Origin of the sequence: Citrobacter sp. Ce104 (genome assembly GCF_030334595.1) — a bacterium.
In the GTDB taxonomy this organism is placed as follows: Bacteria; Pseudomonadota; Gammaproteobacteria; order Enterobacterales; family Enterobacteriaceae; genus Citrobacter; species Citrobacter europaeus.
In genome coordinates this window covers 156,719-172,195 of the sequence record NZ_JAOWDP010000069.1, presented here as the reverse complement: position 1 = coordinate 172,195, position 15,477 = coordinate 156,719, and the positions used below count along the sequence as shown (strand labels likewise).

The 15,477-nt window shown below is 51.9% G+C and carries 16 protein-coding genes; 5 read left to right on the top strand and 11 right to left on the bottom strand.

The window, feature by feature from the left end; genetic code table 11:
- Window positions 1-12: 12 nt before the first annotated feature.
- Entirely contained in the window at window positions 13-1,494 is a 1,482-nt protein-coding gene (locus tag OGW16_RS23595; RefSeq protein ID WP_286519066.1) for an APC family permease, read from the bottom strand.
- Window positions 1,495-1,826: 332 nt separating this feature from the next.
- On the opposite strand from OGW16_RS23595, the gene OGW16_RS23590 reads away from it, so the two are divergent.
- Window positions 1,827-1,967: a hypothetical protein gene (locus OGW16_RS23590; protein WP_003832695.1), complete on the top strand. Its 141-nt coding sequence runs from the start codon at window positions 1,827-1,829 to the stop codon at window positions 1,965-1,967.
- Window positions 1,968-2,004: 37 nt separating this feature from the next.
- Here the strand turns inward: OGW16_RS23590 and OGW16_RS23585 are convergent, their stop codons facing one another.
- On the bottom strand, window positions 2,005-2,913 hold the full coding sequence (locus tag OGW16_RS23585) for a LysR family transcriptional regulator (RefSeq protein WP_087053211.1): 909 nt from the start codon (window positions 2,911-2,913) through the stop codon (window positions 2,005-2,007).
- 305 nt (window positions 2,914-3,218) lie between these two features.
- Between OGW16_RS23585 and OGW16_RS23580 the strand changes: the two genes are divergently transcribed.
- From OGW16_RS23580 to OGW16_RS23565, 4 genes are read left to right on the top strand one after another with little or no spacing between them, the layout of a single operon-like run.
- Entirely contained in the window at window positions 3,219-4,052 is an 834-nt protein-coding gene (locus OGW16_RS23580; protein WP_043016537.1) for an ABC transporter substrate-binding protein, read from the top strand.
- A gap of 1 nt (window position 4,053) precedes the next feature.
- Window positions 4,054-4,872, top strand: coding sequence for an amino acid ABC transporter ATP-binding protein (locus OGW16_RS23575; RefSeq protein ID WP_047411580.1), 819 nt, complete (start codon window positions 4,054-4,056; stop codon window positions 4,870-4,872).
- Window positions 4,872-5,657, top strand: coding sequence for an amino acid ABC transporter permease (locus tag OGW16_RS23570; RefSeq protein ID WP_087050627.1), 786 nt, complete (start codon window positions 4,872-4,874; stop codon window positions 5,655-5,657). The genes OGW16_RS23575 and OGW16_RS23570 overlap by 1 nt, the downstream gene beginning before the upstream one ends.
- Complete coding sequence (locus OGW16_RS23565) at window positions 5,647-6,324, top strand: amino acid ABC transporter permease (RefSeq protein WP_043016540.1); 678 nt, start codon at window positions 5,647-5,649, stop codon at window positions 6,322-6,324. Before OGW16_RS23570 ends, OGW16_RS23565 begins: the two co-directional genes overlap by 11 nt.
- Before the next feature lie 9 nt (window positions 6,325-6,333).
- On the opposite strand, the gene ydhT is transcribed toward OGW16_RS23565, so the two are convergent.
- The 9 genes from ydhT to ttrS form a co-directional block, all read right to left on the bottom strand.
- Complete coding sequence (ydhT, locus tag OGW16_RS23560; RefSeq protein ID WP_406566747.1) at window positions 6,334-7,098, bottom strand: protein YdhT; 765 nt, start codon at window positions 7,096-7,098, stop codon at window positions 6,334-6,336.
- A gap of 51 nt (window positions 7,099-7,149) precedes the next feature.
- On the bottom strand, window positions 7,150-7,935 hold the full coding sequence (phsC, locus tag OGW16_RS23555; protein ID WP_286519064.1) for a thiosulfate reductase cytochrome B subunit: 786 nt from the start codon (window positions 7,933-7,935) through the stop codon (window positions 7,150-7,152).
- A complete protein-coding gene (locus OGW16_RS23550; protein WP_051642705.1) occupies window positions 7,932-8,600 on the bottom strand; it encodes a 4Fe-4S dicluster domain-containing protein in 669 nt (222 codons plus the stop codon). The genes phsC and OGW16_RS23550 overlap by 4 nt, the downstream gene beginning before the upstream one ends.
- Before the next feature lie 64 nt (window positions 8,601-8,664).
- A complete protein-coding gene (locus tag OGW16_RS23545; protein WP_047411593.1) occupies window positions 8,665-9,330 on the bottom strand; it encodes a YdhW family putative oxidoreductase system protein in 666 nt (221 codons plus the stop codon).
- Between the two features lie 10 nt (window positions 9,331-9,340).
- Window positions 9,341-11,443: an aldehyde ferredoxin oxidoreductase gene (locus OGW16_RS23540; RefSeq protein ID WP_043016544.1), complete on the bottom strand. Its 2,103-nt coding sequence runs from the start codon at window positions 11,441-11,443 to the stop codon at window positions 9,341-9,343.
- A 120-nt stretch (window positions 11,444-11,563) separates the two neighbouring features.
- Window positions 11,564-12,190, bottom strand: a complete 627-nt coding sequence (locus tag OGW16_RS23535) for a ferredoxin-like protein (RefSeq protein WP_043016545.1) — start codon at window positions 12,188-12,190, stop codon at window positions 11,564-11,566.
- Window positions 12,191-12,672: 482 nt separating this feature from the next.
- Window positions 12,673-12,882 (bottom strand): fumarate hydratase FumD, encoded by a 210-nt coding sequence (fumD, locus tag OGW16_RS23530; protein WP_003029345.1) that lies wholly within the window; start codon window positions 12,880-12,882, stop codon window positions 12,673-12,675.
- Window positions 12,883-12,974: 92 nt separating this feature from the next.
- Window positions 12,975-13,559, bottom strand: coding sequence for a tetrathionate respiration response regulator TtrR (gene ttrR / locus OGW16_RS23525; RefSeq protein WP_043016546.1), 585 nt, complete (start codon window positions 13,557-13,559; stop codon window positions 12,975-12,977).
- On the bottom strand, window positions 13,534-15,267 hold the full coding sequence (gene ttrS, locus OGW16_RS23520; RefSeq protein ID WP_101706158.1) for a tetrathionate respiration histidine kinase TtrS: 1,734 nt from the start codon (window positions 15,265-15,267) through the stop codon (window positions 13,534-13,536). The genes ttrR and ttrS overlap by 26 nt, the downstream gene beginning before the upstream one ends.
- Window positions 15,268-15,477 lie beyond the last annotated feature (210 nt).

Sequence of the window (15,477 nt, the reverse complement as noted above, 5' to 3'; positions counted from 1 at the left end):
GGCCCTTAGTTTCTAGTTATCCTGGCCTATATTCAGCTTGTTAGCGTAAGCAATAGCATCATTTTCCGGTGCCGCAGAACGACCAAACGGTCGGGTCAGGCACATATAGATAAGCCCCGAGCCAACAACAATCGCCAGGCCGAACAATACCGTCCAACGATCGATGAAGTCGCTGCTGTCTGCTGGTTGCGCCAACAACCAAATCCCACATAATCCATAGGCCAGCGCCAGCACGTTCACAATTGTGCCCCAACCGCCAATGGTCCACTCCCCGGCCGGTTTCCAGCCTTTCAGGCGCTGGCGCAGTGCGGCAAGCACAACCATCTGGAACGAAATGTAAATCCCGATGACGGCAAATGCGGTAATACGCGACAGATTATCTGGCTGAAAATAGACCCAAACACAGATGATGACCGGCAGCAAACAGCTGACGACCATGGCATTATCCGGAACGCCATTTTTAGATATCTTTGACATCCATTCACTACCCGGCAGCATTCTGTCGCGGGAGAAGGAAAAGATAAGGCGGCTTAAGGCAGCCTGCAGAGACAGAATGCAAGACAGCATCGCCACAATCGCGACGATGATAAAGACGGTTGCGCCGGTTTCGCCAAGTGCTTCGTTCAGGATAGCCGGGATCGGATCGGACGTTTTGCCATTCACAATACTGACCAGATTCGGTGAAGCCAGCAAATAACCCATTACGGAAATAATCGCAGAAATCGCACCAAATACGATGCTTAAAATCATCGCGACCGGGATCTTTTTACTCGGATTCTGCACCTCTTCCGCAACGTTACCGCAGGCCTCAAAGCCAAAGAACATAAACAGCCCCATCAGTGCGGCGGACATAAATGCGGTGGAATAGCTGCCGTCATGAGCCAGCACGCCCATCGAATCGAAGATGACAGAGAACGGCTGCGAACGGTGGAAAATCAGCAGATAAATCCCCAGCGCAATCACGCTGACGATTTCACACCAGAAGCCAATTTTCGCAACACGGGCCAGATTCTTAGTCCCGGACATATTAACCGCCATCATCAACAGCAGCAGCAGGACGGAAGTCACCAACATGGTGGCTGGCGTCTGACCATAGTGGAAGAGCGATTCAACAAACGTAGACGTATATTCCGCGATTGACGTAATGGTGACTACCAGCGCCCAAAGGTAAATCCAGGCGGCGATCCACGCATACTTCTTGCCCCACAACCTTCTGGCCCAGGGATAAAGCCCGCCGGTTATTGGATACTGGGAAGCGACCTCACCAAACACTAACGCCACTAAAAGTTGTCCACATGCGACGATTAAAATCCACCAAACTGCAGGCGGCCCCGCCAGCGTTACGGCCAACGCAAACAGTGAATAGACGGCGGTAAGCGGCGACAGGTAGGTAAAACCCAGCGCAAAGTTTGAAATAAGACCGATCGAGCGATTGAACTGTTCTTTGCCATCTTTCTGAAAATTATCGTTTTTCTTATCAGTAGTCTGTTCCATATAGCTTTCTCTTTTGTGGAATAGTCGCAGGGTTGAACAATTAATGTATAAAAGATATTAAGTTATATGTATAGTGATTTTGTCGCGCGTTTGTTAAAAATGATCGCATATCACGTTAATGAAAAAATGAAGGTAAAACGGTAGAGAGAGCGAGGATTTTGCGGTATTTACGACCAACGATTCTTTAGCAATTGCGAACCGTGGGCCACTTTGGCGGATAAATACGCACAGCGGATTGCGTTCGATGCTAAGTAGCAAGAATCGCTGCTATTAAGCAACATTTTTGCAATATAATAACGGGATGTTAAACGCTGAACCTGAGCAGGTAAATGATGGAAATTGATCTCGATAATCTGGTCTTTGATGGACTGGAAGAAGCGCAAGAGCGTAATGCTGAACGTCTGGAAGATGCAGACAAGAAAGCGCAGGAAATTATTGCTGATAATGACTGCGGCGACGCCTGCAAAATCTGATTTCTAAACCGGCGCAATGCCGGTTTTTTATCGCCTGCTACCCCTTCCTGCTTGAGCCCGTATATCGCAACGCCTCAATCAGTTGCGCAAAAGCGGCGGTATGCTGTTTGCGACTGGGGTAGTACATATAATAGCCAGGAAACGGTTCGCACCAGTCCTCCAGCACTTTTTCCAGCGCGCCGTCCGCAACGGCCCGTTCTACGGTATCTTCCGGCACAAATGCCAGCCCCATTCCGGTAATCGCCGCGCCGATCCGCGGGGGCAGATTGTTAAAAATAAGCTGTCCCTCCACCCGCACGCGCAAATCTTGACCGTCTTTGGTAAACTCCCAGGCATACAGACCGCCCAACGTCGGCATGCGCATGTTAATACAGTTATGATTTTGCAGGTCGTGCGGAGTATGGGGTTTGCCATGACGGGCAAAATATGCCGGTGAACCCACCACTACCATGCGCCAGTCTGGGCCAATCCTGACGGCGACCATGTCTTTCGCCACCTGCTCGCCAAGCCGAATACCCGCATCATAGCGGCCGGTTACAATATCCGTCAGGCTATTGTCGATGGTCATTTCAACATTCACATCAGGGTAAGTCTGTAAAAAAGGCTCCAGCGCGGGCCAGACGGTAGATTGTAACGCGTGCTCGCCCAGCGTCAGACGGATGTTACCGGCCACACGCTGGCGGACATCGGTTAATGCCAGCAGCTCCGATTCAATGTCATCAAAACGCGGGCTGATACTGTTGATGAGCCGTTCTCCGGCTTCGGTCGGCGCAACGCTGCGCGTGGTGCGTGTCAGAAGTCGTACATCCAGACGTTCCTCAAGCCCACGAATCGCATGGCTTAGCGCGGATTGCGAAACCCCAAGCTTTGCCGCTGCCCGGGTAAAACTCCGCTCGCGGGCCACGATAATGAGATAATAGAGATCGTTAAAATTATCACGCAGCATGCATTTCCCCAATCCAGACCTGTTGTGACACATGGTACAGGTCAGGAGGATATTCCAGTAGCGTTTCTGGACATTAGCACACTTCAGTCATATTCACGCGCACCCTCATACAAAAACCAAACGTGAATTACTGCCGGGGTTATGCACTATTTTGCCTTCCGCCATTGCAATATTTTCACCCGTAATTAACACCCTTTTCACTAATAACATTTTGTATATAGATAAGAATTTTTTCTTATTTTGTCCCAACCGTAAGTTATGGGAGCGTAAAAAGCACAAACCAAAAACTACAGGGATTTCATACAATGATGGCAACGAAAAAATACCGCGCTAAAAAAACACTGCTGGCGCTCGGCGTGCTGCTGGCTTCAGGTCTTACCGTCTCGCAGGCACAGGCCGACCAACTGGCTGATATCAAGGCCGCTGGCGTAGTAAAAGTCGCGACATTCGACGCGAATCCGCCGTTTGGCTCCATCGATGCGAAAACGCATAAGATTGTCGGCTACGACGTTGATTTTGCCGAAGCGCTGGCCAAATCCCTTGGCGTAAAACTGGAACTGGTCGCGACCAATCCGGCAAACCGCATTCCGTTATTACAATCCGGTAAAGCCGATTTAATCGTCGCGGATATCACGATCACGCCTGAACGGGCGCAGGTGATTGACTTCTCCGTCCCTTATTTTGTTACCGGTCAGCAGTTCCTTGTGCCAGCAAAATCTCCGGACAAGCTCGAGGAATACAGTAAAGCGCGAATCGGCGCGGTAAAAGGTACCACCGGCGAGCAGGCGCTACATCAGCGCTTTCCGCAGTCGCGTGTGCTGGCCTACGACGATATTCCACTGGCGTTAACCGCGCTACGCAACGGCAATGTCCAGGCGATTACCCAGGACAGTACGATTCTGGCCGGTTTATTAGGCGGCGCGCCGGATAAAGCAGATTTCAAAATTCTTCCGGATCTGCTGAGCAAAGAAGAGATCGGCGTGGGGGTGAAAAAAGGTGAACCTGCGCTGTTAAAAGCCGTCAACGATGAGCTTTTGAAGCTGGAGTCTACCGGGCAGGCGGCCAAAATTTATGATGTCTGGTTTGGTCCTGAAACCAAGAATCCACAACCCCGCGCCTTTAAAATAGAAGCCAGATAATATGCTCTCAGCCCTTTTTCATCGGTCCGCAGCTTCTGCTGCGGATTTTACCCATTTGCGTCAGGCGAGCGTTGAACTGCGCAATGTCATCAAACAGTATGACGCTCACACCGTACTTAACGGCGTCAGCCTCTCAGTTGAACCCGGTGAAGTGGTGACTATTCTGGGCCCTTCTGGCTCCGGAAAGTCCACTCTTATACGTCTTATCAACCAGCTTGAGTCGCTGAGCGGAGGTGAAATCTTCATTGATGACAAACCGATTAGTCAGTTGCGCGGGGCAGCATTACGCCAGTTACGCAGCCGTATTGGTTTCGTATTTCAGCAATTCAATCTCTATGCGCATCTGACAGCGCTTTCGAACATCGCGCTGGCGCTGGAATATGTTCATGGCTGGAACAAGGCGGAAGCGGAGCGTCGGGCATTCGAGTTGCTGGAAAAGGTGGGACTGGCAGAAAAAGCCAACGCCTATGCCGCGCAGTTGTCCGGTGGGCAGCAGCAGCGCGTGGCCATCGCCCGTGCGCTGGCCTCGTCGCCACAAATCATTCTGTTTGATGAGCCAACCTCTGCGCTGGATCCGGAAATGATCGGCGAGGTATTACAAGTGATGAAAAACCTGGCCCACAGCGGCATCACCATGATCGTCGTGACCCATGAAATGCATTTCGCGCGTGAGATTGCCGATCGGGTGGTATTCATTGATGGCGGCGATATTCTTGAAGTAGCCGCACCAGAAGATTTTTTCACCCGACCACAGCACCCGAGAACCCAGCGTTTCCTGAAAAAAGTGCTCGATCCGTTACACCAGGAGTCATCGCTATAATGCTTGCAATGGACTGGCAGGGGGTGCTGAGCGGGCTACCTCTGCAATGGATAATTTCCGGCTTTCTCACCACGCTCTGGGTGACGCTGGCAGGTATCGTGCTCGCCACGCTTATTGCCATCGCGCTGATCGGCCTGCGCCTGACGGGCAATCGCCTTGCCAAAGCGGTAGTCGGCGCGTGGGTCTCGGTGTTTCGCAACACACCGTTACTGGTGCAACTGATGTTCTGGTATTTTGCTGCATGGAATTGGCTGCCCCGCGACATCATTACCTTTATCAATGCTGAGCATCCATGGTCTATTCTGCCGGGGGATGTCTGGTGGTTAACACCAGAATTTATCTGTTCAGCATGGGGGCTGGGCGTATTTACCTCGGCATTTTTGGTCGAGGAGATCGCCTCTGGTTTACAAGCGGTTTCTGCCGGACAACGCGAGGCTGCCGTGGCGCAGGGTTTTTCATCCTGGACGACGTTCCTTCACATTCTGCTGCCTCAGGGGCTGGCAAACGCCTGGCAACCCATTGTTGGGCAGTATCTCAACCTGATGAAGCTCTCCTCGCTCGCCAGCGGTATTGGTTTTGCCGAGCTCACCTACCAGGTACGGCAAATTGAAAGCTACAACGCGCACGCGCTGGAAGCCTTTGCCGTTGGCACGGCGCTTTACCTGTTCACCGGCATCGTTCTGGGTATGCTGCTTACGCGTCTTGGCCCGCAGCCTGCGTCGGGTAAATCGTCAAAGGTAAGAACGCGCATTTTCTGCGTCAGGAGCATACCGCGTGATCGCTAATATTTCGGTCATTACCGACAATCTTGACTATCTCCTGTGGGGACGTATGGCGCAGGGGCAACCCGGCGGCGTTCTGCTCACTTTGCTGATGGCTTTCGGCGCGGCGCTGCTGGCCCTGCCGGGCGGAATAGTTCTTGCCTGCTGCGCCTGGCGGTTTCCTGGCGCGATTCGCAACCTATTGTTCATCTGGGCAGAGTTTATTCGCGGCATTCCGCTCATCTTTGTGATTTTCTGGATGTGGTATTTGCTCCCCATGCTGACCGGAAGCGATCTCCCCGGCGCCGTTACCGTGACGCTGGCGTTGGCATGGTTCACCGCCGCCTCGGTGATGCACTCAGTGTACGCAGGAATCAGCGCACTGCCTGGCGGGCAATATGATGCAGCAGTGGTTCAGGGTTTTCGACCTTATCAGGCACTGTGGCTTATCTTATTGCCACAGGTGCTGCGTAACGTGCTGCCGTCGCTCACGGGGATCTTTATTGGATTACTGAAGGATACATCGCTGGCATTTATCGTTAACGTGCCGGAACTCACGACGGTTGCCGGTCAGGTTAACAGCCGGGTGCAAATCTACCCGGCAGCTATTTTTATCTTTACCGGACTGGTCTATTACCTGCTGTGCCTGAGCCTGGAGAAAATCACCCAACGCCGCTTCGCGCTAAAATGACACCACGGCTCAACATTCCACGAACTGATGGTCTTCGTTGAGCCGATATTTCACCCCTGCCCGAATGTTATTTTCCCCTTCAACGGCAAGCGCAAAACGCATCCTCTCGCCATCGTGGTAGGCCAGCGCCGCGCAGCCGCCGGGACCGAGCGTTATCGAATCGACAACGCCTGTACTGGCAACGACGGCGTTCTCTCCGCTGGCAATAATGTGGATGTTATCCGCGCAGTTGGCGATTTTGGACTCTGCGCCAAAACAGGCCAACTGGGTTAAATCGCCACTGCAGGCAATCCGGTTTCGGTCACCGAGCGAGCTGATGCGTACGCGCATGCCGGTACTGGCGATACGCGTCCCGTCACCCACGCTACTGATACGTGCCGAATTTCCCGCAACCACAATTCGCCCGCGATCGCCTGAGCTGCCGATATGCACGTTGTAGCCTACGCTACCAATGCGTGCGCTATAACCTGCGCTGGCAATCTGGGCGGCATACCCTGCGCTGGCGATTTTAACGTTATCGCTAGCGCTACTAAACCGGGCATTATCTTCCGCATCCGCCAGCGGACGGCGGGTTTCCCCCGCCGTTTGCACACGGGAAATACTCCCCATCGCGCGAATATCCTGCTGGACAAAACTCGCCTCTTCCCGCCATTTTGACCAGCCGTATTCCACCAGGCTGTCTGCCCAGTCTGTATACCCTTCTCGCTGGAGCGCACGATGGACATCGGCATAGCTTCCACCAGCGGGAAAAGTACGTAAAAACCAGCGATACATAACGGGCCCAACGCGCCAGGCCCGTAAATCACTTCGCGTAATCATCATCGCTTAATGTCGGTGATAGCCATCCACCATGCACTTGAAGGTTTCGCCCGGCGTGCGACCTGTCGTGCAGAGATAAAGATGCCCAAAAATGAAAAACAGACTGACAATCGCCAGCGCGAAGTGCGCCTGCAGCAGCCAGTAACGCACGCCAGGGAACAGATCGCCGACAACCGTCGGATAGAGCGATAACAGCCCTGAGATTAGCAGTAATGGCAGCAAACCATACATCACGCCCACATAGGCCGCCTGCTGTAGCGGATTGAACTTAGAACGCTTTGATGCCGGGAATGGGTGTGACTCACCCTGCATAATGCCGAACAGGTAAAATCGCGTTTGTCTTTGCGCGCGTGCGATCCATCCTTGACGTTGAATAATATAATGATGTCCGTTGCAGCCAATCAGGTTGATCAGGACAAAACCAATCCAGCAGGCAAGCAATAAAAAACCGCAGACCTCATGTACGGTAAGCAGGCTTTTCATCACCGATGCGCTGACGGCGGAGAAGTGATTGACCAGACCACTAGCCAGAAGTAGTAAAAAAAGCAGCGCATTTGACCAGTGCCATAAACGTACAGCCTTCGAGTATAAATAGACTTTCTCACCGTGCCCTGCCGACGCTTTATGCGCCGCTCGAAAGCGCAGCATGGCGTGTAGCGCCAGCACCAGCCACATTCCCACCAGCATTAACCCAGCGATAACCAGCCACACAGGCCAGTAGTCCGGTGAAAACAGGGGAACATACTGCGCAAGCTGGGCGTGAAACTGTTCGGCATTCTGCGACGCGTTCATACATTATCCTTTTTAATCAAATGTTGACCGAACCGACGATACAGATGGGGTTTTCCGGCGCCTGCAAGTTGATGTTCGTAATACTTATTTTCTCGCAACCAGCTCTGAATTTCTGGGCTATCTTCACGACCAAAAATCAGCGCATGTTCCGGGCAGGCGTTAACACAGATCGGCGGAAAACCTTTCGCCAGACGTGTTTCAGCACAGAAGTCGCATTTATCCGCCACTTTGGTTTGCGGGTTGAGATAACGCACCTGATAAGGACACGCGCCAATACAGTAGCTGCAGCCGATACAGGAAGACGTGTCTACCCGCACAATACCGTTTTCATCTCGCCAGGAGGCGCCGGTCGGGCACACCTCAATACAAGGCGCATCGTCGCAATGCTGACAGGACTGACGGAAGTAGTGATACAGCGTTTCGTTGTCGTTGTCAGAGACCGGAATATGCGCTATCGACAAACGGCTGCCCTGGGCAGGAACATGGTTGGTTTTCCTGCATGCGCGGGCGCAGAGATTACATCCGTTACACAGTGATTCGTCGTGAATCATGACGTAATGAACATCTTTAGGGCTTCTGGTACTCGCTAACAGATTTTGACCTGGGCCGGTAAAAAAAATCACCGTCCCCATGCCAATGACAAATTTTCGTCGGGTGAAGGACATCGGGTTATCCTCTAATACTGTGACAGTGGTCGTCCACACATTCCATGACATCAACCTGAATAATTCAGGGGTTCTGATACTGCTCAACCTCAAGCCATTCACACAGGCCGTACGCTTTGCCATAACTCATAAAACGTTCGCTGAACAAATAAGGCTCCGCATTTGACGATTCCACAGGCCGTATATCTGCGTAATCAGGATGCGTTTCCATGGCTGTGAGCGCAGCTGCAAGCTGTTGAGACTCAAAGCTATACGGCGGTTGCGTCAGCATGGCGACCTTATAGGGGCGAGGATACGTGCGACAGTCGAAGCGTACCGCTTCGGCAATCGCACGGCAGATGTCGTTTTCCATCACCTGCACACACATATCGGCGTAATTTGCGCTCATGGTTTGCGTCGAATAGAAATACGCATCTTCCGCGCCCTGCACACGGCTAATATCCGCGTCATTCGCGTCCTGACACAGCGCATCCAACAGCGTAGAAAGCTCGGTTTCAGGGACCGAATAAGGTGGCTGCAGAAACACGCTGCGCGCCACAACTTGTCCTGACGCTGAATGCTGACGAATAAAATCTGCCACAATCGACTCCGGGCTGACGGGTTCCTGAACCTGAGGTGCAGTCACCTGCTCTACAGGAGGGTGAAACGCCTGCAGCCACTGTCTCTTTTGACTGTCAACCTCGTCAGGAAACGCCTCAACGGGTATCAGAACGTCGCTCACGTTAGTCATCTTGCTTTCCTTACGCCGGCAACAGATCCTGTGCAGCCAAATCAGCGGCTACGTCTTCAAGTCCGAGTCGGTTCAGGGTTTCACGCGTTGGGCAACCCAGCTCTGGATCCCAGCCCATTTCCTGATAGAACATCGTCAGGGACTGACGCATATCCTCCCTGTCCATCTTGTCGGTTCCTTCAGTGAAAACCGGGATCTTCGGATCTTTATCAAACACCCAGGAACAGATGAGATCGTGCTCATTGCGCATATCTTTGGTTTGCATCAGTTTGACCGTATAAGCACGATGCAGAGTAAAGATGCGTTCAGCGGCCAGGTCCAGACTCGCCTGCGTGGTTTCATCACCGGTGACCGCCTGGAAGAACTTCGCTTCCAGATCCAAATCCCCGCGATAGTTACGGCTCTTGAGTGGTGAAACCGTCATCGGCCAAACCCAGTTACACAGCGTAACCGCGTTATGCAGACAGACTTTCAGCAGCGTCCATTTGGCATATTTAATCTTGGCGGCATTGATCGGGGTGTAGTTTTTGGTTTCATCGTAGGCATCCTGCGAACCAAATAACTCGCCCGCCACTTCGCGCTGTAATTTCAGCGGTAATCCGGAACCGATGAAGTTGATATGGGTATGCGTCATACAGTCACGGTTAAACATACAGTTGGTGATCGCCCCCACCTGTGCGGAGGCCTCGTTTGCATGGTGGACTGGAAAACCGAACGGTGACCACAGTTTATTTTTGGCATAACCCCAGTACTCTTCGCCCAAATCCCAGCGTTCAGCAATGGCATACGAGCCGTCCGCAAGATGGCTGAGTTCACCCACGCGATGCGCCAGGCGGTAGTAGAAGTCTTTAATAAAATGAGGATCGCCCGCTTCCAGCTGATCCCAGCGGATCTCCGCATACTCTTCAGCGGGCAGTACGCGCTTAAAGACGCCTTTCGAATAGCAATAAGTAAAATCACGGTGCAACTGCCCGTAGTTACACCAGATGCCATAATCGTCGAACAGATTCAGACCTATCAGATTTCCCACCACGCGCCCGTCGTCTTTATCGTCGAAATCTTTCGGGCCATTAGGGAAAATGGTGGTGTGAACGAAGTTTGCTACGCAGGTGTTACCACCGGTACTCGGCACGCCAAAATCTTTCACTCGCGGGACATTAAGCTGCGACATACAACGAATGGGACATGAATGGCAGCCGCTCATTTTGACCGTGTATTTCTCAGCGGCTGGCCCCAGATCGAACACGGATTTATAGGTACGGAAACCCACGGTATTCTGGTTACCCGGCGGGATTTCGCCGGTTTCGATTGGCCCACCTTCTGCCGCGCCCCAGAAAAGTCCCTTACGGGCTGTCCAGCGCGAGTTTGGCGAAGAATATTCTGCCCAGGCCTGCGGGGTGCTTGGCACAACGTGGTTGTTGTTGGCGCCGATAAGCTCGGTCATCATGTAGTCATTGAGCCGCTTCATCTCTTTGCGATCGGCAATATTGACCCCTCTGGTCCCTTCTACCGCAATGGCCTTCAGGTTTTTCGAGCCCATCACCGCGCCAGTACCGGCGCCGCCGCTATGGTTACGGCTGTTGATCATGCAGGAGAGCGGCACCAGATTCTCACCCGCCTGGCCAATAGCCGCGACGCAGGTTTCCGGGCTGGTAATACGGCAAATTTCCTCGGTTGTGGCGCGCGTTCCCTTGCCCCACAGGAAATCGGCTTTTTCGATGCTCACCTTATCGTCTTTGATGTTGATCCAGACCGGAGATGCGGACTTTCCTTCGATAACAATGGCATCGTAACCGGCGAATTTCATTTGCGCGGCGAAGAAGCCGCCCATGTGGGCATCCACCACTAAATTGCCTTTGGTGAACGTCGACAAGGAGGTGATATTGACGCGGGAGCTACAAGGGGCACCAGAACCCGTTAATGGTCCGGTGGCGAAAACCAGTTTATTCCCTTCATCAAAAGGCATGGTGCCAGGCGGGACTTCGTCGTACATAATTTTATAACCAAAGCCCATCCCGCCGACAAATTTTTTAAATTTACTGGAATCTTCCAGGGTGATATTACCCGTGGTGAGATTGACCCGTAAAATATTACCTGTCCAACCATTAGCCATCATGTTTTCCTTTGCAAGAAGGTTTAATAGATATACCCGCCATTTTCCAGGTAGCTTTTATCTGCAAAACTGCGATATTTTTGGCAATTAATGACGCGTACCAGGCATACCTGCTATCTATCAAACAGTAATATCTTTCCACTCGATAATTTTTAATGCTCCAGTCGGACAAGCATTGGCGCATTCCCCGCATAACACACATTTTGAGGATTTTTTGGTTTCGGTATTTACGGTCGCCATCATCCACGGACAGGCGGTAGTACACGCGCTGCAGCCAATACAACGTTTGTGATCCACCACAATACAACCCTCTTCCTGTTTCCAGGTAATAGCGCCGATGGGGCAGACCTTCATGCATTGCGGATCTTTGCACTGACGGCAAGTATCAGCGGTATAGTTTAAATCGCCATACAGTCCGCCGCCGGAACCAACGCCATCATCGCCAAAGAAGTAATTACGATGGATTTTTATACGGGAAAAGAAAGTGCCCACGGCGCCATCGTTATAATTAGTACAGGAAATTTCACAGCGGTGACAGCCCGTACAGCGCGCTCGCTGGGTTACCAGCACCCCTTTTGGCGTATTGATAAGCCCCACGGTGCCGCTGTCGACATCTTCCTGCTTACAGCCCAAAAGGGATAACAGTGCGGGGGCAATGGTTAATCCCGCCAGACCTTTTGCTGATATCCGCAGAAATTCAAGCCGCGTTAAACCACAATCTAAAAATGGACGATCAACCTGGTTCATTTATTTCGCATCCTCTTCGCAAACGCTGTGGTAGCAACACCTCCAGGCTAAATTAAACCAGTCCAGCTCAAGCCATTTCCGGCGGTTTATGTTGCCAACAACACGTAAAATTTTGCCCTAACCTGATCGCGTAAATGACGGTGGTTAAACTGAATGAATCTAATTCTTTAGGGTTAGGCGTAGAAATAATGTGGTTATTCAGCATACATAGTCTTGATCGTCATCAATTAAAAAACGGAAGGGAAATAATTAATGCGGAGTGAGATTTATTATCATTTAGATAAATTAAAATAGCACTTCATATGCTGTGCAAATATTTGTGACTCCACTCTCATATATATTTTTATATCGCATGCGATATATAATTAAATATACAGCGAGTTTGATGACGCTAATTGCAGCACTAAATTATAATTATTGATAGATTAACGTAATGAGAATAAGAGGACGGCGAGAGAAACTACCGCCCTCTTTTTTGCGAATTATCCGGCCAATGCTTTAATCACGGTCTCAATGGCTTGTTTTTCTAGCTCGCTGCGCTTCACACGTTGGTTGGCGAGGGTGGTTCTCAGTACTCCCGCAATGACGATATGCTTAGGCTCTTGTCCCAGATCGCGCATTTCCAGCACTACTTTACCGACTACTCTGCACATTTCACGGTACAGCTCATCGTCTTTGGTCTGATTTCCCATTTTTGCCCGCTCGTCATTAACTCAAACCAACAGCATATATCAGTCTGACGGTTTAGACAAAATTCAATGAAAATCAAACAAATGTCATAACTCTACTGAATCTTCTGGAGTCGATTTACCAGCTCCGCAAGACTTCCCGCCTGCATTTTTTCCATCACCCGCGCCCGGTGAACCTCTACCGTGCGCACGGCAATATTCATTGCGTCAGCAATTTCCCGATTCATCAACCCTTTTGCTACCAGCTGTGCCAGCTCTCGCTCCTTTGGCGTGAGCTGCTGATAACAGACGACGATCTCTTGTCGCGAGAAGGCGGCGAGAGAAACCTGCAAAGCATGCTCTAACGCCGCCTGTAAAGGCGCAGCGGAGACCGGCTTTTGCAAAAAATCGACCGCTCCGCGCTTCATTTGCTCAACCGCCATCGGAACATCGCCATGCCCGGTGAGAAATACCACCGCTAGCGTACTTTCTTGCTGACGCATGGCTTCATGGACAGCGTGCCCATCCAGAACCGGCATACGCATGTCCAGCAAAAGTACGCCCACCTGGTGCAGATTTGCCTCGGCGAGGAATGTTTCGCCCTGATCCCAGCAACACACCTCATATCCCAGACTTTCCAGTAAAAACGCGCAGGCCTGGGTGACGGCAATATCGTCATCCAGCAGATGAATGATTGCCACTACGGCCTCCCTCCAGGTTTTGCTTAAAATGTAATGTCACCATCGCACCCGCTTTTTCATCAGGAGCCTGATGATTATTGATCTCAATGTCTCCATTCGCGTAGCGCACCAGCCGCTGACAAATGGCTAATCCCAGCCCCATCCCCTCTTTACGGGTTGTCATAAACGGCTGAAAAGCCTGATACAATTGTGCCTCATCAATACCTCCGGCGTTATCCTGCACCTGAATACACACATCGCCATCCTCACGCTCGGCGCTAAACCACACTGTAGTTGCCCCTGCCTGGGCCGCATTGAGCACCAGATTGGCCAGAACCTGTTCGAGGAGAACGGCTGGCAGCGTTAATGTTAACGCCTTACTAATCTGCGTTTGCAGCGCCACCGCCGGGAATTGCTGAGGCATGCGCAATAATTGCCAGACATGATGGATGGCATCGTGAATATTGACGACTTGCCAGTCGTCGGTAATTACCGGATTGCCCTGCGCCTGGCTAACCCACTGGCGAAGATTACGCAGCGTATCAGCGCCTCGCTGTGCCTGGTTATCAATGTGCTCCAGCGCGGGCAGCAGCGGGTGCTGCTGATCCTGACCACGCAGGCGGATCAGACAGCCTTGCGCATAATGTCGGATAGCCGACAGAGGCTGATTGAGCTCATGAGCAAAACCTGAAGTCATCTCGCCAAGCACGCTCATTTGGCGAGCGGTTTCCAGTTCCTGTTCCTGTTTGCGCAACAGTACGTTGTTTCGCTCCAACTGCCTGCCGCGTCGACGAACCAGCAGCATCACCCAGATATAATTGAGCGTCAGCAACAGCAGTACGAGAGCCGCGCCTCCCATCGCCAGCCGATGTTGAATAAACCAGCTTTTGACATCCAGCCACAGCTGGCGCTGCTGCGGATGTTGGCGGACGTCGCGCAGCAACGCTTCGACTTCGCGAGTCGAGGCGGGCGCCCCCCAGCGAAACGTCGCATTCTGCGGCGCATTGAACAGTGCCCGCGTGACGCGATCGGCCAGCTCGTCGCTTACTGCAGGCAGTGCCGCAAACGACCAGTCAGGATAGAGCGGCGTACTGGTTAAACAGGGAATCGACGTTGGATGGTTAAGTACGGCCATAAAATCTGTTTTACGAATAAGCCCTTCTTCATCCATTTTTTCCAGCAGACACACCGGTACAATCACTGCCTGCACGGCTTTTTCGCGTAATAAATAGAGTAAGGCATCGGCGGGAAATCCAGTGAACATCAGATGCAAATCGCGCTCCGGGCGCAAACCGGCATCGCTGAGCGCTTTATATCCCAGCAAATAACCGCCAAATGCCTGTGCGTCAATGGCGCCAACCGTTTTGCCGATCAGATCGTGTGCGGAGGTTATCCCGCTGTCGCGTCTGACGAGGATCGCGCTGCCAATCACGTTACTGGTGGCTTTCCCCCCGCGAGTAGAACGTAGCGACGCCAGCCAACGTAGTGCAGCGCTGCTGTTTAGCTGCACAAACTGCGCCGGATTGGTGACCACAAATTGTACCGTGCCACGATTCACCGCCTCCTGCATCTGGTGCAGGTCCAGTGGTTGAATATGAAACTGTTCGCCGGGGATTTGCTGATTCAACAAGGTTTCCAGCGGCTGCCAGTGATTACGTGTGGAGACCTCCCCACGCATCGCCAAAACGCCGATATTCCATGTCTGTGCCCTGACCACCCCGCTTAGCATCCATAGCGACGCCAGCACCACCAGACATTTTACTACGTTGCGTCCCACTCAATTATCCCTGTCAATTATGTTGTTTTAGATCAACAACAAGCCGGGTATGTGGTTAACCACAATAGAGTACCCCCATCACGATTTTTACACTGTAAATCATCGAGATTCTTTATTCATCACAAGCAAATCAACGGCGTGACCAATGTTTCGTTGTTGCAT

Coding starts and splice junctions, on each gene's coding strand:
- OGW16_RS23595 (WP_286519066.1), bottom strand. CDS start 1,494: ATGGAACAGACTACTGATAAGAAAAACGATAATTTTCAGAAAGATGGC.
- OGW16_RS23590 (WP_003832695.1), top strand. CDS start 1,827: ATGGAAATTGATCTCGATAATCTGGTCTTTGATGGACTGGAAGAAGCG.
- OGW16_RS23585 (WP_087053211.1), bottom strand. CDS start 2,913: ATGCTGCGTGATAATTTTAACGATCTCTATTATCTCATTATCGTGGCC.
- OGW16_RS23580 (WP_043016537.1), top strand. CDS start 3,219: ATGATGGCAACGAAAAAATACCGCGCTAAAAAAACACTGCTGGCGCTC.
- OGW16_RS23575 (WP_047411580.1), top strand. CDS start 4,054: ATGCTCTCAGCCCTTTTTCATCGGTCCGCAGCTTCTGCTGCGGATTTT.
- OGW16_RS23570 (WP_087050627.1), top strand. CDS start 4,872: ATGCTTGCAATGGACTGGCAGGGGGTGCTGAGCGGGCTACCTCTGCAA.
- ydhT (WP_406566747.1), bottom strand. CDS start 7,098: ATGTATCGCTGGTTTTTACGTACTTTTCCCGCTGGTGGAAGCTATGCC.
- phsC (WP_286519064.1), bottom strand. CDS start 7,935: ATGAACGCGTCGCAGAATGCCGAACAGTTTCACGCCCAGCTTGCGCAG.
- OGW16_RS23550 (WP_051642705.1), bottom strand. CDS start 8,600: ATGTCCTTCACCCGACGAAAATTTGTCATTGGCATGGGGACGGTGATT.
- OGW16_RS23545 (WP_047411593.1), bottom strand. CDS start 9,330: ATGACTAACGTGAGCGACGTTCTGATACCCGTTGAGGCGTTTCCTGAC.
- OGW16_RS23540 (WP_043016544.1), bottom strand. CDS start 11,443: ATGGCTAATGGTTGGACAGGTAATATTTTACGGGTCAATCTCACCACG.
- OGW16_RS23535 (WP_043016545.1), bottom strand. CDS start 12,190: ATGAACCAGGTTGATCGTCCATTTTTAGATTGTGGTTTAACGCGGCTT.
- fumD (WP_003029345.1), bottom strand. CDS start 12,882: ATGGGAAATCAGACCAAAGACGATGAGCTGTACCGTGAAATGTGCAGA.
- ttrS (WP_101706158.1), bottom strand. CDS start 15,267: ATGCTAAGCGGGGTGGTCAGGGCACAGACATGGAATATCGGCGTTTTG.